This is a genomic window from Psychrobacter sp. TWP2-1-2 (assembly GCF_049896785.1).
Taxonomy (GTDB): Bacteria; Pseudomonadota; Gammaproteobacteria; order Pseudomonadales; family Moraxellaceae; genus Psychrobacter.
In genome coordinates this window covers 20,337-43,171 of the sequence record NZ_JAFCVA010000015.1, presented here as the reverse complement: position 1 = coordinate 43,171, position 22,835 = coordinate 20,337, and the positions used below count along the sequence as shown (strand labels likewise).

The following is a 22,835-nucleotide window of genomic DNA, read 5'->3' as shown; positions in this document are numbered from 1 at the left end:
AGAGCGCAAGTATAAAAGCAAATAATTTCACATTCATATTGATACATACGTTGATGTAAGCGTTTGCTAAGCTGGTGCTAAATGATAGTAATCATATCTCAATAAAATAAAAATCAGCAAAAAATACTCAAGGATTAGCTATGAAAAATCAGACCAATTTATTACCTATAAAAAGTACAAAACCTATCCCGTTATATAGCAGTGAACAACTCTATGCGATGGAGCAAGCATGGTTTGTAGAGGGTCATGATAGTTTTGGGTTGATGAAACAAGCAGCCTGGCAAATGGCGCAACACATAGAGCAATTATATGAACAAAAACAATTAAACATATATCCATCAGCCACTACTTATGTGCCTCGTCGTCATATGCGCCAGCATCGAGTGAGCATTTGGGTTGGAAAGGGTAATAATGGTGGCGACGGTTGGCTCATTGCTCATTATTTACAGCAAATGGGTTGGCAGGTACAAGTGGTAACAGTGGGTTTTGAGAGTGATGATTTTGATACCAATGACACAACAGCATTTTCCGACGCACAAAAAGCCCTAAAACAGGCGCTATTGGCCAATTGCCCTTATCAACGCTTTGAAAATAGTGCTTGTGATCTAGAAGAAGGAATAGATGGTAATCTGCAAGCCGATGTCTATATTGATGCGTTGTTTGGTATTGGTCTGGATCGTACACCTACAGGTATTTATAAAACAGCCATTAGCACTTTTAATAAGTTATCTGAACGAAATAGTACCTTGGCCATTGCGGTTGATATTCCAAGTGGTTTGGTGGCTTCGACTGGCGAGGTGTTTGAACATGTGGCTATACAAGCTGATATAACGCTATGTTTAATTGCACGGAAATTCGGTTTGCATACCAAAGATGGTATGGATTGTAGCGGAAAGGTAATTGATATACCGCTGATACCTTATCCAATAAATGATAAAAGGTTCATGCCAGTAGCAACACTGATTACTACTGCATATGGTCTAAGTCCTCGCCGTCAAAATAGCTACAAAGGTAGCTATGGTCATATACTTGTTATTGGCGGTAATCGTATCGATGGCTCACAAGGTATGGGCGGCGCTGCGATACTGTCTGCTTCGAGCTCGATGGCGGCAGGAGCGGGTAAAATTACAGTTGCTTGCCATGAGGCTTTTCATAGCGCCCTATTAACTTCGTTACCAGATGCAATGACGATTAATTTGCATGATGTGGATGGAGTGCAGGAGTTAATCAAGTCAGCCACTGTGATTGCGATTGGTATGGGGCTTGGTCGTGATGAAAAAGCAAAAGTGTTATTTATAAAGTATCTACAAACTGCGATGACAGTTAAAAAGGCAATAGTGATAGATGCTGATGGACTTTATCATTTGGCATCATTGCAATTAGAGCATCATGAATTGGTCAGTCAGCTGCGAGAATATAGCGTTAATCATCAAGTTTGTTTGACACCGCACAGTGGCGAAACTGCTAGATTACTGAATAAGAGAATCAGTGAGGTGGAAAGCGATAGACTACAAGCGATAAAACAGTGCGCTACAACTTATGGTGGTGAATGGGTGCTAAAAGGCGCAGGTTCTTTGATATTAGAGCAGGGCTTAGATGAGCACCACGTTTATGTTTGTGCTGCCGGTAATGCGGGTATGGCGACGGCTGGCATGGGTGATGTGTTATCCGGTGTCATTGCTGGTCTGCTAGCACAACAAGATTTATCATCAAAAATGCAAAGCTTGCATCAAGCGGTTGTTATACATGGATTAGCAGGGGATACGCTGGTCAATCAAAGTAATAATACGTTATTAGTTGGACAGCGAGGGCTACAAGCTCAGGATATGCCAGCAGCCATTCGTCATGTGATGCAGCTATTGATTAACGTCTATAATTAGCATTAAGCCTAAGTAGTTGAGTTGCCACAATACTGATCAATTGCCTGCTGTACACGTTCACGTTTGAGCTCAATTTCACGACCGTCTAAATATTGACGCTTGCCATTTGCATCCATCTCATAAATACGTCCGCCGACATTCAAGTTGGTTAAATTATTGCGGAGTGACTGGCAACGCTGTGCATTGGCTTGTGCTTCTTGTTCTTTAATCCGTGCTTCAAGCGCTGCAACTCTTTGCTCTTCTACGCTTTGAGTACTAGTACTTTGATTGGCATCTGTTTTGCCAGCCAATTGCCCTGCATTGCTTTGTCTGCCATCACTACGAAATTCAATCAGCTCAATGTTTTTACCATTTTGCGGCGCATGTTGGCTGTATTTGACTTCACCATGTGCACCAACAGATTTATAAACTTGAATAGCATGACTGGCATTCATCGACAGCATTAGCACATACGCAGTACTCATAAGCAGTTTGGTAGCAGTATTGATTTTAAACGCATATGCCATAGTAGCAATCCTCTCAAGGGGTAAAAAACAGATGTGTATATATGTGTCAATATAACATTTAAGTGTTGGAATGGTACTAAAAATGTACCAGCTTTCGATTCTAACAAATAATCCTTATGAATGTATATTATTTAATAACTAATAGTTAGGGATGGGCTTTAGAAGTTTTTCTTGACAATAGCTCACAAACCATCGAATATAATAGCAGTTGATTGGTCAGTGAGCGGCTTTTATGATATTGCCGTGGCACTTGAAAATGAGGACGATAGGTTACTTATCAGTGGCTTACGCAGTTTTCGTTTCTTTGTGACAATGATATTGCAAAGATAGTAATTATAACGATTGTTATCGATGACTTTATGTATTGTCTCCGGACTTATCTGTCTACAATGACTAAGATAAACTTATTATTTGAAATGCGCTAAGCGTGACTCTAGCGGTTGTATTAAACATGGAAAAATATTCAGCAATTCAATCTTTTTAATAAGCCTGTCGTAAAATCTAACCATTTTACAAATTAGTATTGGCTGTGAAAGTGATTTAAATTGTGAATATCACTGCCTCTGTATAAATCAATCTGTTGTAAATGCTATCTGCTATTTATCAATAATAAGCTTCTTTTATAGATGCACGCGCATCTTGTCACTGTACATCGATAGACTCCTGCCATAAAACTGACCCTACATATATTGCTGTGTTTGAGTAGCCTGCTGTCTTATAAAACAGCGTTACTTAGAGATAGTGGGCACACATTCTTGATATGGATAAGGATTTGCAGCCATTTCTATAAGATGAACCATCTTGTGTAAATAGCGTGGTTCTCTCTTATAAATGAACGCCAATTCTTGACAAAAAAAAGGTGATGACAGTGACGCAAACCACGCAAAGTCCGAATATGACGGGACATACCCAAACGGGGAATGCCGCCAAAAATTTTGAAGAAAAGCAACAACGCCTCGCTGAGGGTAGTGAGCAACCTATAATGCTATCTGGTGCTGAGATGTTGGTGCAATCACTGACTGATGAGGGCGTCAAATATATTTTTGGCTATCCAGGTGGTGCGGTTCTTCATATCTATGATGCTTTGTTTCAACAAGAGAATATCGAGCATATTTTAGTACGTCATGAGCAAGCAGCCGGTCACATGGCAGATGCTTATTCGCGAGTCACAGGGCAGACAGGTGTAGTATTAGCGACGTCAGGTCCGGGTGCTACTAATACCGTAACGGCTATCGCAACAGCGTTTATGGATTCTGTGCCGATGGTGGTCATCGCAGGTCAGGTACCTAGCAGCCTAATTGGGGAAGATGCCTTCCAAGAAACAGATATGGTCGGTGTATCACGTCCTATCGTGAAGCATAGCTTTCAAGTGCGCCACGCTAGCGAAATTCCAATGATTGTCAAAAAAGCCTTTTATATTGCTCAGTCTGGACGCCCAGGTCCTGTAGTGATTGATGTACCAAAAGATATGACCGCGCCAAGTGAAAAGTTTGCTTACGCTTATCCAGAAGAAGTGTTTATACGTTCGTATCAGCCGTCATTAAAAGGCCATAGTGGTCAGATTAAAAAAGCGGTTGAAACACTGCTTGCTGCAAAGCGTCCGATTATTTACTCTGGTGGCGGTGTTGTTTTAGGCAATGCTCATAAAGAGCTTACTAATCTTGCGCACCGTTTAAATTTACCAGTAACCAATACCTTAATGGGCTTGGGTGCGTTCCCTGGTTCTGATAGTCAGTTCTTGGGTATGCTCGGTATGCATGGCACGTACGAAGCCAATATGACCATGCATCATGCCGACGTCATCTTGGCAGTTGGTGCACGTTTTGATGACCGTGTCACTAATAATGTCAAAAAATTCTGTCCGAATGCGACGATTATTCATATTGATATTGATCCTACCTCTATTTCAAAAACGATTAATGCGCATATTCCGATCGTGGGCGATGTCAAATCTGTCCTGACCGATATCATAGAAATTGTTGGTGATGATAAAGAGCTAGACCAACCAGCATTGTTGGATTGGTGGTCACAGATTAATGAGTGGCGTAAGCGTCATGGCCTGCGTTATGACAACAGCACTGATAACGGCATTAAGCCTCAAGCGGTCGTACAAGCCTTAGATAAAGTGACGAATAGTAACGCTATTATCACGAGTGATGTCGGTCAGCATCAGATGTTTGCAGCGCTTTATTATACCTATAATGAGCCGCGCCAATGGCTAAACTCAGGTGGTTTAGGGACGATGGGTGTTGGCTTGCCGTATGCGATGGCAGCCAAACTTGCTAACCCTGAGCGTGATGTGGTTTGTATCACGGGTGAAGGCTCTATTCAGATGAATATTCAAGAGCTCTCAACCTGCTTACAATATAATTTGCCAGTTAAAATCTTAAATCTAAATAACGCCCAATTAGGCATGGTGAAGCAGTGGCAAGATATGCTGTATGAAGGTCGTCATGCCCATTCTTATATGAATTCACTACCAGACTTTGTCAAACTCGCTGAAAGCTATGGTCACGTCGGCATCAAGATTACTGATCCTGCGACCATGGAAGCCCAGTTGGCGGAAGCCATGGCAACAACAGATAGATTGGTATTTATTGACGTTTATGTCGATCGTAACGAGCATGTATATCCGATGCAAATCGCTGGGCAAGCAATGCGTGATATGTGGTTAACAAAAGGGGAGCGTACCTAATGCAACAACAACATCTGATTTCGGTATTGATGGAAAACGAAGCGGGTTCGTTGTCGCGAGTGGTCGGTTTGTTCTCTCAACGTGGCTACAACATTGAAACTTTGAACGTTGCGCCAACAGACGACTCGAGTATTTCTCGCTTAACATTGACCACTATTACGTCACCTGAAAAAATAGAACAAATCACCAAGCAATTGCATAAATTGATTGAAGTGGTTAAAGTGCTTAATCTATCAGATACCGTACACGTCGAACGTGAGTTGATGCTCATAAAAGTACGGGCAACGGGCGGCGTACGTGAAGAGATTAAACGCAGTGCCGATATTTTCCGTGCACAAATCGTTGATGTGAACGCCAATCTATATACCATTCAAATCGTCGGTGACAAAGCCAAACTTGACGGCTTTATTGATGTGATTGGTCGTGAACGTATTATGGAAGTGGTGCGTTCGGGTGTGATTGGTATTGCACGCGGCGAAAAAACGCTCAGTTTATAATGGGCGCTTACTGTACCTATTTAGGTCAAATTATTTATTCAAACATTAACATAGCGCTTATCTCACCCATCACTTCGATAAGGTGATTATAATTTAAGTGTTTATTTATCCATGGCAAGCCATGATTTAGGAAAAGGACTCTGTTTATGAACGTTTATTATGATAAAGATTGTGATCTATCAATCATCCAAGGTAAAAAAGTTGCCATCATTGGTTATGGTTCACAAGGCCATGCACATGCGCTTAACCTACAAGATTCAGACGTTGATGTGACCGTTGGTCTACGTGCTAACTCTGGCTCATGGAAAAAAGCGGAAAACGCAGGTCTGAAAGTAGCTGAAGTAGAAGAAGCGGTAAAAGCCGCTGATGTCATCATGATTTTGACGCCTGATGAGTTCCAAAAAGAGCTTTATAACGACGTGATTGAGCCTAACATCAAAGAGGGCGCGACCCTAGCCTTTGCTCATGGTTTTGCGATTCATTATAACCAAGTCGTACCACGTGGTGATCTTGATGTCATTATGGTTGCACCAAAAGCACCAGGTCATACGGTACGTTCAGAGTTTGCAAAAGGCGGCGGTATCCCTGATCTTATCGCTATCTATCAAGATGCCTCAGGTCAAGCCAAACAATTGGCATTGTCATATGCTGCTGGCGTTGGTGGTGGTCGTTCAGGTATCATCGAAACAACGTTCAAAGACGAAACTGAAACCGACCTATTTGGTGAGCAAGCGGTACTTTGCGGCGGTGCAGTAGAGCTGGTGAAAATGGGCTTTGAAACCCTAACTGAAGCTGGCTATGCCCCAGAAATGGCTTACTTTGAGTGCTTACATGAGCTTAAGCTTATCGTAGACCTCATGTATGAAGGCGGTATCGCTGACATGAACTATTCAATCAGTAACAACGCTGAATATGGCGAATACGTAACTGGTCCTGAAGTCATCAATGAGCAATCACGTGAAGCCATGCGTAATGCCCTAAAACGCATTCAGTCTGGTGAGTACGCGAAGATGTTTATCTCTGAAGGCGCAACCAACTATCCATCAATGACTGCTCGTCGTCGTAACAATGCAGAGCATCAAATCGAAATCACTGGCGCTAAGCTACGTGGCATGATGCCTTGGATCGGTGGTAACAAAATCATCGATAAAGAAAAAAACTAATTCAGTATTAGGCTATTAAGAGATTAATCGCTGATATAAAACTAAGAGCCCATGCTATTAATTAATAGTGTGGGCTTTTAGTTTGCACTACTTTAGTGAAATTTTAACCACAATCGCTTTGGTGTTGGTTGAAAACGACCAATCGATGCCTCATATATCTAGCCTTCATTGAATTTTTTGAATATTCTTAGTGCAACCAATTGCTGGTTAATTATCAAGACGATTGAGTTGCGCGTTCTTACTTTTTTATAGATTATAGGTTGTGTGTTGTGCAAATATCTTATCCAGACTGGCTAACGCCGCAATTCGTATATATTACTCTTAGCGCTGTGGTAGCTGTTTTAATATGGATAGAAGGGGAGATGCTCAAAAAAACCGATGGCAAATTGCCGAAGTCTAAGTTTTTTCAAATCAGCTCACTCTTGGATACTTTGTGGTTCTTTATTTCCGTTGTCATATTATATGTGATTGATTTGACGCCACTAGCCATTACAGTACCTGCTGCTTATGGCATCTATACTACCTTTGGATGGATATACGGGACGCGTTTACTAAAACGTAAAGGTATTCCTGATTCTCCTAAAGACTTGGTGATACCTGCTAAATACATCGCCTATAGTCAGTCATTTTCGCTGATATTTTTTGCGCTTTGTTTGTTAGTATTAAGTTCACCGTGGCTACCGATATCTCAATGAAGCATATGCTGACTTATCACCTATTTATTATTTGAGATAATGCTGTCACCAACTTAAATGACACCTTTACGTTAGAATGATAGATAGTAAATGATATAAAATATCTTTCTTATCAATGTATTAGATAGTATTTAATTGGCTTTCGTGACTTTTCAAAACGGATTATCGTTATTTACAAAAATCATCAATTTAACCTGTTGCGATTATAAAAAGCTGCTATAATCAGGCTGTACTCAAAAGATTTTAGGTCGTAATTTCAAGCTATCTAACGATATTTTGATCGTATTGACTGTTGCATTTAGCAGAAAATAGTTTGGGTATATATCAATTAATCGGTGACGACACACGTCTCGCCAACAGTTAAAGAGTTAGGAAAATTTATGTCAGATAAAGTTGAAGGCACTGTAAAGTGGTTTAATGAAGCTAAAGGTTTTGGTTTTATCGCTCAAGACAATGGCGGACAAGACGTATTCGCTCACTACAGCGCTATCCAAGGTGGTGGTTTCAAAACTCTAGCCGAAGGCCAAAAAGTGTCTTTCATCTTAGGTGATGGCAAAAAAGGCCCACAAGCCGAGCAAATCGAAGCTATCTAATCTCACTTGACATCTGGTAAGCTGATTAGTCAGTAAGCTTGATGACAGTAAGATTATCAATATGCATTGATGCCTTTGTTTGTTAAAACAATAAAAATACTGTTTCAACTCTAAAAAAAAGCAACCTCTTATCAGGTTGCTTTTTTTATGCCATTTTTCTCGCTATAAACGTAAAATCATCAAAAGCATACTGATATTAGCTGTCAGTCATCAGCACTGACTCAAAAAAGATCTAACAAAATAAGGTTGTTTTATGAAGTGGGAGGCATGGTTTTCAATCGATTGGCAGCAAGTGCTAGGTATTTCTCTATCTGCAATCAGTTTTTATTTAGGGTTAATGTTGTTTACAAGATTGATGGGGTTGAGAAGTTTCTCCAAGCTCTCAAGCCATGATTTTGCGATGACTGTCGGTATTGGCAGTATACTCGCTTCAACGGTGCTATCAGACACACCGTCATTAATGCAAGGGCTGTTTGCTGTCGCGGTATTATTTGTTATTCAAGGGGTTATCTCATTTATCAGGCGTAAATTCAAACCGTTAAAATCTCTGATAGACAATCGAGCCATTATATTAATGGCGCATGGCGAGTATTTTAGTGGAAATTTAAAAGAGGCCAATCTCAGTACCAGTGATGTTCAACAGGTTTTGCGCAAGAATGGGATCAAGTCTAAAACGGAAGTATTTGCTGTCATTATGGAAACTACAGGGGATATGAGTGTCATCAAAAACAATGCAGTGACGCCTGACTGGTCATTATTCGATGATATACGCGACAGTGAGTTGCTGATTGGTTCCAGTAAAAATAGCAAATCGTAGATTTTGAGTTTTTGATTGTTGTTCTCGATTGATGACAACGAGATAGATCATAACAGTCCATTGAGTAACTATTGTGTTGACAGTGCTGAAAACAGGTGAAATATTGAGAATGTAGGTTAAAGAAGACCGTAAAATTGTGCACTTATAAACTATTTATTATAGAATGGTGACAAATTTATGACGCATTATTCACGGCGTTGTCTTGACCTTATGCCTGTGGTCACGCAAGATACAGGGGTCTGATAATAATGGTTGGCTTAGCTTTAGCAGATTTTATCAATGAGTAGTGTGACACTAATACCATTTTCGGTATTGTTTCTTCTTGCTTAATTAACTACTATCTGTTGACGCAGTAATAACACTAAGTAGTATTTTGAACGACAGTTTAAAAAAATGAACCTTTGGTTCTTAACTGACAATTTTTAATTCATAACATTAATAAACGAGGAACGTATGAAAGCATTAGTAGCGGTCAAGCGTGTCATTGATTACAACGTAAAAGTTCGTGTAAAAGCTGACAACTCTGGCGTTGATTTATCAAACACTAAGATGTCAATCAATCCTTTTGATGAGATTGCAGTAGAAGAAGCGGTTCGTCTAAAAGAAGCGGGTGTGATTGATGAAATCATTGTTGCTTCAATCGGTCCAAAAGAATCACAAGAGCAAATTCGTGCAGCTTTAGCATTGGGCGCTGATCGTGGTGTTTTAGTGTTGACTGAAGACAAGCCGTATCCATTACAAATTGCTAAGATCCTCAAAAATATCGCCGAGAGTGAAGGCACTGATATTATCTTATTAGGTAAGCAAGCCATTGATGATGATAATAATCAGACTGGTCAGATGCTAGCGGCATTGATGGGTATTGGTCAGGGTACGTTTGCATCAGAAGTGAAGGTTGAAGGCGATAAAGTAAACGTGACTCGTGAAATCGACGGTGGTTTACAGACGCTAGCACTTGAGCTACCAGCGGTTATTACCACTGATTTACGTTTGAATGAGCCTCGTTATGCTAAGTTGCCTAACATCATGAAAGCGAAGAAAAAGCCACTTGACGAAAAAACGCCTGCTGATTTTGGTGTTGATATGGCCTCTAAGCAAGAGATCATTAAAGTTGTGCCACCTGCTGAACGCAAAGCTGGCATCAAAGTGGGTTCAGTGGATGAGTTGGTCGATAAGCTAAGAAACGAAGCAAAAGTCATTTAATGTTTCAATGATTGGATACTTCGCTACGGCATATCCTGTACAAGGCTATAGATTTAACTGATTTATTTTATATAAAATAATAGTTGCTCAAACAGCTTTGTACACAAACAACCGCATGAATAGATGATACGAACAAAAAAGGATTAAAACCATGGCAATTTTGGTATATGCAGAACATGACAATGCCAGTCTAAAAAAGGCAACTTTGAATACCATCGCTGCTGCTCAGCAAATGGGTGATGATATCCATGTGTTGGTTGCAGGTAGTGGTGCTCAAGCTGTCGCTGACCAAGCAGCTAAAGCAGAAGGCGTGACTAAAGTATTATTAGCAGACAACGCTGCCTATGAGCATCAATTGGCGGGTAACGTCGCGCTATTGGTTGCTGATATCGCTGGTGATTACAGTCATATTCTTGCACCAGCAACCACTACTGGTAAAAACTTTATGCCACGCGTTGCCGCTTTACTTGACGTAAGCATGCTATCAGAAATCTCAGCCGTCGTAGATGCGCAAACGTTTGAGCGTCCTATCTATGCTGGTAACGCCACAGCAACGGTTAAGACCACAGAAGATAAAGTCGTCATGACAGTACGTACCACGGCTTTTGACCCAGTAGCAAGCGAAGGTGGTTCAGCTACTGTTGAGACAATCGACAACGTGCAAGAAACTGGCAAAGCAAGCTTCGTTAATGAAGAGATGGCGAAATCTGACCGTCCTGAATTGACCTCAGCAGGCATTGTGGTTTCTGGTGGTCGTGCCTTAGCAAATGGCGAAAACTTCACCAAATATATCGAGCCATTGGCTGATAAACTTGGCGCTGCTGTTGGCGCATCACGTGCCGCTGTTGACGCAGGTTACGTACCAAACGATATGCAGGTCGGTCAAACGGGTAAAATCGTTGCACCAGACTTATATATCGCAGCGGGCATTTCAGGCGCGATTCAGCATTTAGCGGGTATGAAAGATTCTAAAGTTATTGTTGCTATCAACAATGACCCAGAAGCACCTATCGCTAGCGTTGCTGATTACTTCTTAGAAGCAGATTTATTTACAGCATTGCCTGAGCTTACTAGCAAGGTTTAATCGTTATTTAGTAATTAGTTAAGTATAAAAACCCGCTATTATTTATAGCGGGTTTTTCATATTTGAGAGGTATGTTTTTGATTCAGTCAAACAACATTAGTTATAATTCCTTTGACGTAGTGTTTCATACAAGCAGAGTGAGCCTGCAATGGCGACATTCAGACTTTCTTGACCATTAGGCTGTGGTAGAGCGATAGGGGTGGCGCACTGCATCAGCTCATCACAAACGCCTTGACCTTCATGTCCCATAATCCAAGCGATTGGTTCTTTCAAGTCATGTTGATAAATGACTGTATCAGTATGGGAGCTGGTGGCAAATAGCGGTGTTTGTACATGGTCTAAAATATCTTGCACACTTAGACCTTCATAAATAGTCAGAGCAAACTGAGCGCCCATGCCTGCTCGTAATGTCTTAGGGGACCACGCTTGTGCCGTAGCACTGGTACAGAGTATGTTCTTGATGCCAACCGCTGCTGCAGTGCGTAATAGGGTGCCCACATTGCCGCTGTCTTGCACATCATTTAAAATCAAGCAGTCATTATCAATCATCGATAAACGAGGCGTTGGTACTATAATGATGGCCATGATATCGATACCGGTACCTAAGCTACGAATGCTCTCATACAGCGAATTTGATAACGTTAAAATAGGCGTATAAGTAGGCAAGCGCTTCAAAATTTGCTGAACCTCAGGATGGTTGTGCGCAGACTCTGCGAGTAGGATTTGGACAAACGGGTAGTCACTACGCAGCGCCGCATCGATGAGATGGACGCCCTCAATCACCGTTTGCCCTTGCTTCTTCCGCTGCCGCGCTTGCGTTAACAAGGATTTGACAAGTTTAACGGTCGTATTTTTATCTGAGGTAATAAGCTCGGTGGGATTTGCTACCATAGTGGATCGCTTAGAAAAAAATATAAAAAAATTAAACAATCAGTATAAAGTATTACAAATGCTCTGGCTTTATACTGATTATTATCAAAGTAACGTTAAAGTGCTTATTTATCAGCGTAATTTACATGCAGATTTTTAACATAATCGACTTCATTTTTGCTGCCAAGTACCACTGGGACGCGTTGGTGAATGTCATTCGGTTCTATGTCTAAAATGCGATTGACTGCATCAGTAGCAGCGCCACCCGCACGCTCAATTAATAAGCTCATTGGATTGGCTTCATACATCAAGCGTAATTTGCCCGCTTTATTGGCATATTTGGTATCGAACGGATAAGTGAAGAGACCACCGCGACATAAAATACGATGCACATCACCGACCATGGCAGCCACCCAGCGCGTATTAAAATCGCGACCACGAACACCCGTTTCGCCGGCAATTAACTCATCGATATACTGCTGCATGGGTGCGCGCCAGTAGCGGTAGTTTGAAGCATTGATGGCATATTCGCTGGTATCGGCATCGATTTGCACGTCTTCTTGTATTAATACATAATCGTTAGTGTCAGGATCTAGGCTAAACATCACGACATGATCGGCGATAGTTAGCGCTAGTACGGTAGAGGTGCCATAAAGCAAATAACCGGCTGCTAGCTGTTGATTACCAGCTTGCAAGAAGTCGCTATTTTCACTGATTTGACCTTGGCGCTGGTACGGTAAAATAGAAAAGATAGTGCCAACGGCCATATTAATATCGATGTTTGATGAACCATCAAGCGGATCGAACAATACCAACAAACTGCCATCTGCATTAGCAGGGGTAGCATCGTCAAGCTCTTCTGAAGCAACGCCTGCACAATGGGTATTTTTCGCCAAAGCATCTAATAATAAGTCATTGGCCAGTACGTCCAGTTTCTTTTGCTCTTCACCTTGGACGTTTTGGTTGCCAGCTTCGCCTAGAATGTCGGCTAGCGCCCCTTTTCTCAATAATTGTGAGATGGTTTTACCCACGTCAGTGACAGTCGTAATAACGTCACTCAGTGCAGGATTGGGTGAATAATCATTGAGATAGTCTGTAAGGGTTGTCATAAGGCTTCCTAATAAATGCTGTTAAAATAAAGGCTACTGAAACTAAGGATTAAATAAGGGGTTGGAAAATCGGTTGGGTCGCACGTTACAGACCTAAATCTGGCAAATTTTTAAATACCTCGCACGGCATCTTTGTCCTGACCACAAAATCAGCTACACTATCACTATTATTATTTATTTATCGTTTGGCTAAGCGGATTTTTGATGATGGTTTTGACAGGTCTATGGCTACTGCCCAAGAGGATAACAATGGCTGTTTTTTACGGCGCTATGTCTCTCACTGCCACTGGGGTAAATTGTAGCAAATAAGTGCCAAAATGTCCTTGTCTCTGTGCTTATCGTCGACTATAAATCGCCAAAAAACGCATAAATAATGATTATTAAATCATATAAACCAACAATAAAGACCTGCCATTATGCCAAATTCTACTGATAGCCGCTCAACTCAGACAGTCTCGCCAACGGATTATGCCAAATTCGACCCTGATACCATTCATGAGAAACTTGATGCGTCGTTAAGTCGTCCGCAGCTTAATAGCGATGGCAGTATTCGCCATTTTTTGGGGGTGGAAGGTCTTAATAAAGCGCAGTTACAGGCGATTATTGCCAAAGCAGAGACGTTTTTTGATGATAACGGACAGCTCATCAACCGTCCTGAGCTTGAGGGCTATACGGTGATGAATTTGTTTTTTGAACCGTCAACGCGTACCCGCACGACCTTTGAAGTAGCCGAAAAGCGTCTCGGTGCCAATGTGCTTAATATCGATATCGAGCGCTCTAGTACCAAAAAAGGTGAAAGCTTGCGCGATACGCTGTGGAATCTACAAGCCATGACGGCAGATATTTTTGTGGTACGGCATTCAGCATCAGGTGCTGCCCATTTTATGGCAACAGAGGTGACACCTGATATTGCCATTATTAATGGCGGTGATGGCTGGCATGCGCATCCAACGCAAGGGATGCTCGACATGCTCACTATTCATCGTGAAGCGCCGCGCCCATTTGAGGAGTTGTCAGTGGCTATCGTTGGCGATATCAAGCATTCGCGAGTGGCGCGCTCAGATATCAGTGCACTACAGACCTTAGGTGTCAAAGACATTCGCGTCTGTGCGCCGCGTACCTTATTACCGAAAGGTATTGAGCGTTTTGGGGTACAAGTCTATGAAGATATGAATGACTGTGTCACGGACTGTGATGTCATTATGGGATTAAGAATTCAAAACGAACGTATCGGCTCGCCACTATTGGCATCATCGAGTGAATATTATAAACACTACGGTATTACACCAGAGCGCATGGCATTGGCCAAGCCCGATGCGTTGGTCATGCATCCAGGGCCGATGAACCGCGGTGTTGAGATTGCATCAAGCGTTGCCGATGGCGACCAGTCAGTGATTTTAAAACAGGTGAATAACGGCATCGCTATTCGTATGGCAGTACTGTCATTAGCTATGGAAGGTCAGCGCGCTCACCAAGCCGCGAGTAAATAATCCTCTGCCTCGCTGTTTTATATTTATTTATCCCATTTTATTGATACGGTAATAACGCTCATGACAACTATGTTAAATACGGATGCAACGATAATTAACCATCTTCCTCAATCATTTAAAGACTCACTATCAAGTGCTGCGACAGATAAGTTGGCTTCACTCGAAGCTGGTCGTGAAATGTGGCTCCTGCCGCCTTTAGTTGATTTGTGCGCCCGCCTACGTGAACCAGGTCAACAACAACATGGCACTTTGGAATCAGAAGGACGCGCTGCTCGTGGCAATGGTTTCTTGCATGTGGTCATTCCTCCTGATACCAATCCTATCTTAGAGAACGGTTCATTATTAAAAGGCTTACGTGAGCGCGCGCTTGGTGATGGCGGCATATATTTGCATATTTTGGGTGCATTGACTGCTGGTTTAGAAGGCGAGCGTCCATCAAATATCGCTGGGCTTAAAAAAGGCGGTTGTATAGCCGTTTCTAATGCGCGCCGCCCTTTTCGCAATGATTTAGTATTACTGCGTACACTGGAATACGCCGCGACTTTTAATATGAAAGTGTTCTTTTATCCTGATGAACCGAGTCTATCTGGTGATGGCGTGGCGCATGAAGGTTATATCGCGTCATATCATGGCTTGCAAGGGATTCCTTGGATCGCTGAAACGGTTGCCTTGTCAACGCAGTTGCTAATGGTTGAAGAAACAGGCATCGCTGCTCACTTTAGTCAATTATCCTGTAAATCTTCGATCGAATTGATGCGCTGGGCAAAAGATAAAGGTCTGCCCGTGACTTGTGATGTGGCGATGCATCAGTTGTATTTGACCGATGACAATTTAGAGGGTTTTAACGCCCAAGCCTATGTATTACCACCCCTGCGTAGTAATACCGATCAGCAAGCCATCCGCCGTGGTTTGAAAGATGGCACCATTGACGCGATATGTAGCCATCATGAACCCTTGAACAGTACCGCCAAAAAAGCCCCATTTGCTGAGAGTACACCAGGCATCTCAAATTTTGATACCTTTATGGCGCTGGCTTGTCAGCTAGTCAATGATGAGGTGTTAACCTTAGAGCAACTTGTCGATAAAATCTGTCTCAATCCGGCGAAAATCGCTGGTATTAGTGAGCAATATGAAAAAATCGGCGGCGCAGTACTGGTGGATCCTAAGTTAGAGTGGCAAGTGACCGCACAATCCATGCTGTCCAATGGTAAAAACACGCCATTCTTTAATCAGCAGTTGCAAGGCCGCGTTGTGGAGACTTTCTTTGGCTAATTTGCCTAGGCAGGATGATAGTCTGCAACCATCCTCGAAGGATAACGATCATCACTTGCACAACCAAACTATCAAGTCGCACAGTACTGCCAGTGAATCTATCAAAGCGGTGGCAATCTATGAGGTGGTTAAAGGGGTCGGTGCACTATTAGGGGCAGGGGCTTTATGGTCATGGCATACTGATCTTGACCATTGGCTGACGACAGCGACTGATTCTTGGCAACAGACTTTTGGACAGCTACTGGCACCGCAAGTTGACAGTGCAGTACGGATTGCCCAGCAGGCAAGTAAAAACTGGCCATTATTCTTGTTATTAATCTTTGCTTACGCCAGTCTGCGTTTTCTTGAGGCTTATGGCTTATGGCAAGATAAAACATGGGCGTATTGGTTTGGTGTGCTGGGTTATGGAGTGTTTATTCCTATTGAGCTTTACTATCTAATCGTTAGTCCATTTGATTGGTTTAAGCTTGGGATATTAGTCTCGAACCTTCTTATTGTGGTCGTGGTTTATCGTAATATGAAGCGTAAAGGTTTAATATAAAAAGTGCGTATATAGCGGCTATCAAAAAAACTGAATGTGTATGAAAAAGCCAGCGTAAGATACTATCTTATGCTGGCTTTCTTTTGCTAAAACGATTGGCTTAAAACTGGTTACAAATTATGGCTTTGCTGTACTTTTATCAGTGCGAATGCTTTTGGCGACTTTGCCAATACTCAAACCTTGCACTAAGATAGAGAATATCACCACTGCATAAGTGAGCGCCAATAAGATGTCGCGTTCGGTTCCCAGCGGCAGCTGCAACACTAAGGCAACCGAAATACCACCACGTAATCCGCCCCATGTCAGCACTTTCCATGCACCAGTCGGTAAATCGAGCTGACGATGAAAGGTTTTGGTCGTCATACCTACAACGATAAAACGCGCAACTAGGGCAATGACAATCGTCAAGCCAGCGGCGATAAATAAATTACCCGAATACTCAATCATCACTACTTCTAAACCGATGAGTACGAATAAAATAGCATTGAGAATTTCATCGATTAATTCCCAAAATAAATCAATATAATGCCGCGTTTTATCGCTCATCGCCAATGCTCGTCCGCGATTACCAACCATTAATCCCATCATCACCATGGCGAGTGGTCCTGATAAATGCCAATGGCTGGCGAGTGCATAACCACCTATCACACCAGCAAGCGTTAACAACACTTCTTCTTGATAGCTATCGATACTTTTCAGCATGTAATACAAAATCGCCCCAAGTACCAACCCAAAAATAATGCCGCCACCAGCTTCAACCGCTAGAGTATGCGCCACATAATTGGCGGTTGGGATATCACCACTGGATAAAATACCTAGCAGCAATACAAAGATGACGACGCCGATACCATCATTAAATAAAGACTCGCCCGCGATGACCGTTTCTATGCTTTTTGGCGCGCCAGCCGATGAAAGGATGCCCATCACGGCAATGGGGTCGGTCGGTGATATTAGAGCACCGAATAGCAAACACCAAAGAAACGGCAAACCGAAACCAAGCAGCGGCAGCATAAAATAAAGCGCCGTGGCGATAAGCATCGCAGAGACAATAGTACCGACGCAAGCAAGGATGCCAATAGGCAGTTTATAACGTTTTAAATCGCTGATATTGACGTGTAGCGCCCCTGCAAATAACAGCATAGAGAGCATGCCATCTAATAAAACTTCGGTAAAATCAAGCTGCTCTAATAAGCTTACTTCATAATCAATCAGCTGATCAAATCCCAAAAATCCCAAAAATATGGCGCCAATAGATAATAAAATGGAGATAACCATCACGCCAATCGTGGTCGGTAGACCAATAAAACGATGGTTAACGTAAGTTAATAGGGCTGTGATGGATAAAAATATGGCGCTGATTTCAAGTACGGTTAGGCTACTGGTAGGGGCCATGAAAAAATTCTCAAGTGAGTTTAAAATTGTCATAAGCTTAGCGCTTACAAACACTGAATAGGTTTGATTTTAGTTTAGTTATCGTTTGTCTTTTTATTTTGATTGCGTTTGTAATGCTTGGCGAATATGGCTGTCAAACGCGCTAACATAGTCAAAATACTGATGATGAGCATCGTTGCTAAGTATGAATTGTTGGGCTTGTTGGCACATCGCGCTCAAGTCATCTATCAGCTCTTGATAGCTTAGGTTTTCTTCTCCTGCGCGCTCAATCAGTTTTATCTCATGCAATAGGGTTTGCTGCTGTGCGTTATTTACGCGAGCATAACTTAGATTGACCATCGCCTGGCATAGCGCTTTTAAGACCATCAAATCTGCTGCTGCATACCGACGTATCTCGCCTAGTGATGTATTGATAAAATCAGATATTTTGGGAGTATGAGTAACCACGGCTAATATAGCCAAGCGTCGCTGTTTAACTTCGGCTTTCGATGAATCATCGTTTTGTGCTGGTGTATAAAAATGATAGGGGCTGGGCGGCTGGCGACGCATCATAATACTTAAGCAACTGGTTAGTGATTGTACGCAGTTGACCGCTGTTTTTGGATCATTGATACCGGGCGATAAGGCACGGACGGCGATTTCAGTCATTTGTCCCAAGCTATAAGCAATATCGTTAGAATGAGTCAATCGTTGTTCGATACGTATACAGCCGGCAAAACGTTGCCAGAAAATGCCATCAGGCGCGCGCGGTATCAGCGCCAACTGAGGCGTCGCTGTTTTTTGTCGATTATTTGGATGATCTGCTGGACACTGGTAAAAGTAGCCGATGACGTTTTTGTCCGTCACATAATCGCCAAGATTGCTATGTATCTGTATTATGCCGCCATAATCTTGGGTCAGTGTTACCAATGACTCAAGGTAGATTTGCTGTAGATAGCCTGATTTTGGCGGATGGATGGGCATAGCAGGCCAGTTGCGGAACTGTTGAACATCATGATGTTCAACATCACGCTGATGTTGGATATCACAATGATCGCGATACCAATAGTGAATATTTTCGAGTGCATCGTTGCTGGCGTTTTGAATTACATGTGAGGCTTGAATGGCATGCACCATGTGTTGTACAAAGTAGACCAATAATAGCGCGCAGATGATTGCCATAATAATGGCAAAAGTCACGGCGAGCTGTGGCACACCAAAAGCAACGTCATATTTATGGATGGATTTTAAGACCAGTAAACTATAACTAAAGGTGCCAATGAACGCCCCCAACACAAACTGATTTGGCGTATCGCTCAAAAAATTGCGCAACAGCCGTGGGCCAAATTGCGAAGAGGCCATCGACAGTACCGCGATCGTAATAGAAAAGGTCGTGCCTGCTACGCCCAATACTGCGCCTGCGATGGCAGTCATGATAGCGCGCGCAGCATCGTCGTCACCCGTAAAGGCAAAGGTAATCTCTCGGACTGTTTCGCGGTCAAAGTGTTGATCGATAGTGACTAATAAAGGCGCAAGCAATATTCCAACGATGACGCACGCCGTTGGGATAAACCAATAAGAGCCAATAAGCTGCTGCCATAGGTTTCTTAGTCGATCAGGCATATCGGTCAGTGTCTGTAGCGACCATAATTGAAAAAACTGCCTCACCCCTTGCATCATGGTTGTCATTATTCGCGTGAACAAGCCGCTTTCGGGGGAATTATTCAATGTGGTCAGCTCCAAAAGTGACGCCGATTTTTATTCATCATAAAACTTATTTGTCACAAAACGGCGATATTTTTTGACGAATAAAAACGCTTAAAAGTAAATTAGCTTATCATATAACAGATTGCGCACAAAAATTTAGTAAAAAATAAGCCCCTATCATAGGAGCTTATTTTTAGCATGATGGATTGTTTTGTTAATTGACTAGATTGTCAATCCAAGTGCTTATCGCAGTGCTTACTTTTGCTAGCACTGATGGCTCTTCTTTACTGTCCATACTTAATGAACGCGTTTGCATATCATCCGTCGATACTGGCTGTTTTTGCAGACTATCTACGATTAACGGTAGATTATTACCAGCGGTTGCTAAGATAAAGCTTGGGTTTTTGGTTAACGTTGTCCATTTCTGATTCCAGCCACCACTACAATTGTAAGTAATTAAGCTTCCGCGATTATCTATTAAATTACCAGTACGCAAATCAAAGCATTTGTTGCCCTGTTTGATTTGGTCAGCACCGTTCATCTCCCAAACTTGCGCTGGCGAGTCCAAGCTACAAGCACCCAAAACCACCCAAGAACCTTGTTCTGTTAAACACTGATCTAATGCCATTTTGCTGTGAATTTTACCTTTAAGATCGTAAATCCACTGTTCAGAGTCGTCACCAGTACAGCCACTTGGGCCACTAATAAAGCTATTTAACTTACCACCTTCTAGAGTTTCAACTTTAAGGCAGTTGTTGCCATTACGGATAGTAGTCATATTATCTAAAGGTTTATCATCTTGTAGCTCTAAATCTACAACAAACTTTTGAAATTCGGTAAGTGCTTCAGGCTCTTTTTTGATTAAATCCGTACGATAGACATTGACCCAACGATTTAGACGATTTAGAGTTTCTTGCTGCTTCTCATAACGCTCTAATGTTTGGAATGCGAGAGGGCTAAGCTCATCACGATACTCTTTGTAAGAATCATATAATAACTGACCGTTGGCGTCTAAACTAATAGTCGAATTTTCTGCTTGAGCAAGAAGTTTCTGCTCTAAGATTGGCAATTCTACCTTTCTTAGTGCCGTATAGCCCTGTTCTTTACCAAAGGTAACCGCGGGTTTAATCGCATCACTATATTGACGAATATCAATAGTTGAGAGCTGTACTTGTGCTTCATTGACCTTTTTACAGTACAAATCTACTTTTTTCGGGTTGTCTGCAATCGCTAAATTAACATGGAACTTATTGGCGTTACTGGTCATCCGATTAGGAGCCAACGCAATATCATTAATCGTGTTATTACTATAAGTAACGCTTAACCAGCAGCTTGCTGATTCAAGCGAGTTATGGGGTGTCGGTAACTCAAAGACGTTGCCCCAGTTACCACGTGCTTCTGGATAAATGATGCCTTTTTGCGCGACAGGGTCATAACCGCCTAAAATGGTAAATATTGGCACGCCCTGCAAACGTGGTTTTAAGTAATTACCATCCGCGCTGTTGTACCAAACGTTTTTAGAACCTTGCCATACCTTAGGCTGGATGACTTCCATCTTTCTGAGATCGGCATTCCATTTCTTATAGCCAGTTGGTGAGTCAGCGTCAAATACTGCTTTATCAAATGCTGGCTGGATCTTAATTTTTGTACTATAACCCGTATAGTGGGTATAGTTTGAATAAGCGCCACTCTGTGATCCACCAGACATCGCATCGCGACCATAGCCATAGGTGGCTAAGAAAAGAGGTTTGCCAGTGAGACCATCACCCTCGACCTGTCGTGGCCAGTCTAAGTTGCTGCGCATTTTGTTTCTGACGCCATTATAGCCCCAGCCACTATTGGCATGATGCTCGGCCCAAAAGAAATCGCCGTTCTGTTCACCAGGATAATGACCCAAGCCATAATGATGACCGATTTCGTGGCTGAACTCATTACCTTGAGAGTCGATTAGGGTCAACATACCATTACCGCCGCTTAAGCCGTGGTTATATTCACCATTCTTATATTTACCGCGAGCGTGATGCGCATTGACGTTTTGGGTCAATTGCGGTTGCTCTTGACTTTGCATTGAAGCACTGGTGACGCCCCAATTGGCTAAATTAATGCCAACACCAAAGGTTGATTTCGCGGTGTTTTCGCGCATATCACCAGCATAAACGCCAGCATCATTTGAGTCACTGACTGAATCATAAATAGTGCCATTGGCGACCATTACTCGTTCGAGCTTCATGTTATCATAGCTAGCAACGGTCATTTGTGCTGCTGGAATGGTTTGGAAGTAATCTGAACCCGCTCTTTCTGGATCGCGTAGCATGTAGTGACCCCAAGATTGAGGCGCATCCGTTAACATGCCTAGACGGATATTGGTCAATACCAACTCACCAGGGGCGGCAAAATCTATGTTATCTTCTGACAATTCACCGCTACGATTTTGGTCATCCACAATGCGAATTTTGAGACCACCTTGTACCTCATCCCAGTTGAGTTTGGTTGACCATGCGCGCTTACTGTAAGCAACGCGTGCGCGCTGATCAGTGTTAGTCTGATCCGTGTCTGGGATTTGAGTCGGGTCGGCTAAATTGACAGTTCGTAATAAAACCCCATCTTGATAAATCTCTACCACTAGCTCATCAATGTCACCCATTTCAAGCGTAGGCGTCACTAATAACAGCGCCTCTTTTTCTGCCGTCAGGCGCGGCATGTTTTTTGCTTCGTTACCCTGTGGATCAACGGTATGATTCTGCCCAAACTGTATCATCGCTTGAAAGTCGCCAACCAAGTCTGGACGAATAGCACGAATTTCTCCCACTCTACCATCGTGGTCAAAAAACCCTAATAAATAAAAATCAGCAATATCTTTTTTTGGTTCTGGATATTTAATAGGCGTACTTGGTTCGAGTGGCGTAGCAGGGATACTCGTTGCTGGCGGCTTAATAGGCTTACTTGGTTCGAGTGGCGTAGCAGGAATACTCGTTACTGGTGGTTTAACAGGCGTGCTTGGTTCAAGTGGCGTAGCAGGAATACTTGTTATTGGTGGTTTAACAGGCGTACTTGGTTCAAGTGGCGTAGCAGGAATACTTGTTATTGGTGGTTTAACAGGCGTACTTGGTTCAAGTGGCGTAGCAGGAATACTGATTACCGGTGGTTTAACAGGCGGCGTTTCTACTGGTAGATTAATGGTTGGTGGTACAAGTGATGATGTGCTGCCATCACCTTCACCACAAGCAGAAAGCATAATGGATACGACACAAATGCTTAGCGCTGTTACTGGGAATGCTATTGTATTTTTCAAGTTATTGCCCTAATAAAGTTTAAGGCAATATAACAGCTGTGTTAGCATCT

18 protein-coding genes are annotated in these 22,835 nt (G+C 42.5%); 12 read left to right on the top strand and 6 right to left on the bottom strand.

All coding sequences use genetic code 11. The features are described 5' to 3' along the window. The first annotated feature begins 140 nt into the window (after positions 1–140). Positions 141–1,880, top strand: coding sequence for an NAD(P)H-hydrate dehydratase (locus ACP7AE_RS12155; protein ID WP_426243345.1), 1,740 nt, complete (start codon positions 141–143; stop codon positions 1,878–1,880). Positions 1,881–1,888: 8 nt separating this feature from the next. On the opposite strand, the gene ACP7AE_RS12150 is transcribed toward ACP7AE_RS12155, so the two are convergent. Continuing rightward, positions 1,889–2,386, bottom strand: coding sequence for a DUF4124 domain-containing protein (locus ACP7AE_RS12150; RefSeq protein WP_426243343.1), 498 nt, complete (start codon positions 2,384–2,386; stop codon positions 1,889–1,891). Positions 2,387–3,248: 862 nt separating this feature from the next. On the opposite strand from ACP7AE_RS12150, the gene ACP7AE_RS12145 reads away from it, so the two are divergent. The 8 genes from ACP7AE_RS12145 (at position 3,249) to ACP7AE_RS12110 (ending at position 11,133) form a co-directional block, all read left to right on the top strand. Continuing rightward, positions 3,249–5,081, top strand: a complete 1,833-nt coding sequence (locus ACP7AE_RS12145; protein ID WP_426243355.1) for an acetolactate synthase 3 large subunit — start codon at positions 3,249–3,251, stop codon at positions 5,079–5,081. Further along, on the top strand, positions 5,081–5,578 hold the full coding sequence (gene ilvN, locus ACP7AE_RS12140) for an acetolactate synthase small subunit (protein WP_045454430.1): 498 nt from the start codon (positions 5,081–5,083) through the stop codon (positions 5,576–5,578). The genes ACP7AE_RS12145 and ilvN overlap by 1 nt, the downstream gene beginning before the upstream one ends. Before the next feature lie 146 nt (positions 5,579–5,724). Continuing rightward, the gene (ilvC, locus tag ACP7AE_RS12135; RefSeq protein WP_045446660.1) at positions 5,725–6,741 is read left to right on the top strand and encodes a ketol-acid reductoisomerase; all 1,017 of its coding nucleotides are present in this window, start codon (positions 5,725–5,727) and stop codon (positions 6,739–6,741) included. 269 nt (positions 6,742–7,010) lie between these two features. Further along, complete coding sequence (locus tag ACP7AE_RS12130) at positions 7,011–7,436, top strand: hypothetical protein (protein WP_045454429.1); 426 nt, start codon at positions 7,011–7,013, stop codon at positions 7,434–7,436. A gap of 380 nt (positions 7,437–7,816) precedes the next feature. Beyond that, positions 7,817–8,029 (top strand): cold-shock protein, encoded by a 213-nt coding sequence (locus tag ACP7AE_RS12125; RefSeq protein WP_010196799.1) that lies wholly within the window; start codon positions 7,817–7,819, stop codon positions 8,027–8,029. A gap of 253 nt (positions 8,030–8,282) precedes the next feature. Continuing rightward, complete coding sequence (locus ACP7AE_RS12120; protein WP_201540795.1) at positions 8,283–8,846, top strand: DUF421 domain-containing protein; 564 nt, start codon at positions 8,283–8,285, stop codon at positions 8,844–8,846. A gap of 453 nt (positions 8,847–9,299) precedes the next feature. After that, on the top strand, positions 9,300–10,049 hold the full coding sequence (locus ACP7AE_RS12115) for an electron transfer flavoprotein subunit beta/FixA family protein (RefSeq protein WP_201540796.1): 750 nt from the start codon (positions 9,300–9,302) through the stop codon (positions 10,047–10,049). A 151-nt stretch (positions 10,050–10,200) separates the two neighbouring features. Further along, a complete protein-coding gene (locus tag ACP7AE_RS12110) occupies positions 10,201–11,133 on the top strand; it encodes an electron transfer flavoprotein subunit alpha/FixB family protein (RefSeq protein ID WP_109591459.1) in 933 nt (310 codons plus the stop codon). A 96-nt stretch (positions 11,134–11,229) separates the two neighbouring features. Here the strand turns inward: ACP7AE_RS12110 and ACP7AE_RS12105 are convergent, their stop codons facing one another. Further along, entirely contained in the window at positions 11,230–12,024 is a 795-nt protein-coding gene (locus ACP7AE_RS12105; protein ID WP_426243340.1) for a TrmH family RNA methyltransferase, read from the bottom strand. Between the two features lie 104 nt (positions 12,025–12,128). Continuing rightward, entirely contained in the window at positions 12,129–13,112 is a 984-nt protein-coding gene (locus ACP7AE_RS12100) for a class 1 fructose-bisphosphatase (protein WP_426243337.1), read from the bottom strand. A 416-nt stretch (positions 13,113–13,528) separates the two neighbouring features. On the opposite strand from ACP7AE_RS12100, the gene ACP7AE_RS12095 reads away from it, so the two are divergent. From ACP7AE_RS12095 to ACP7AE_RS12085, 3 genes are read left to right on the top strand one after another with little or no spacing between them, the layout of a single operon-like run. Then, the gene (locus ACP7AE_RS12095; protein WP_201540799.1) at positions 13,529–14,602 is read left to right on the top strand and encodes an aspartate carbamoyltransferase catalytic subunit; all 1,074 of its coding nucleotides are present in this window, start codon (positions 13,529–13,531) and stop codon (positions 14,600–14,602) included. Positions 14,603–14,662: 60 nt separating this feature from the next. Beyond that, positions 14,663–15,874 carry a dihydroorotase gene (locus ACP7AE_RS12090; RefSeq protein ID WP_426243335.1) on the top strand — a complete coding sequence of 404 codons (1,212 nt, stop codon included), beginning with the start codon at positions 14,663–14,665 and terminating at the stop codon, positions 15,872–15,874. After that, complete coding sequence (locus tag ACP7AE_RS12085; RefSeq protein WP_426243333.1) at positions 15,867–16,415, top strand: DUF2127 domain-containing protein; 549 nt, start codon at positions 15,867–15,869, stop codon at positions 16,413–16,415. Before ACP7AE_RS12090 ends, ACP7AE_RS12085 begins: the two co-directional genes overlap by 8 nt. A 117-nt stretch (positions 16,416–16,532) precedes the next feature. Here ACP7AE_RS12085 and ACP7AE_RS12080 read toward each other — a convergent pair whose 3' ends face one another. The 3 genes from ACP7AE_RS12080 to ACP7AE_RS12070 form a co-directional block, all read right to left on the bottom strand. Next, positions 16,533–17,807, bottom strand: coding sequence for a cation:proton antiporter (locus tag ACP7AE_RS12080; protein WP_426243331.1), 1,275 nt, complete (start codon positions 17,805–17,807; stop codon positions 16,533–16,535). Between the two features lie 93 nt (positions 17,808–17,900). Beyond that, positions 17,901–19,514, bottom strand: a complete 1,614-nt coding sequence (locus ACP7AE_RS12075) for a DUF2254 domain-containing protein (RefSeq protein WP_426243329.1) — start codon at positions 19,512–19,514, stop codon at positions 17,901–17,903. Between the two features lie 193 nt (positions 19,515–19,707). Beyond that, on the bottom strand, positions 19,708–22,773 hold the full coding sequence (locus ACP7AE_RS12070; RefSeq protein ID WP_426243353.1) for a M66 family metalloprotease: 3,066 nt from the start codon (positions 22,771–22,773) through the stop codon (positions 19,708–19,710). Positions 22,774–22,835 lie beyond the last annotated feature (62 nt).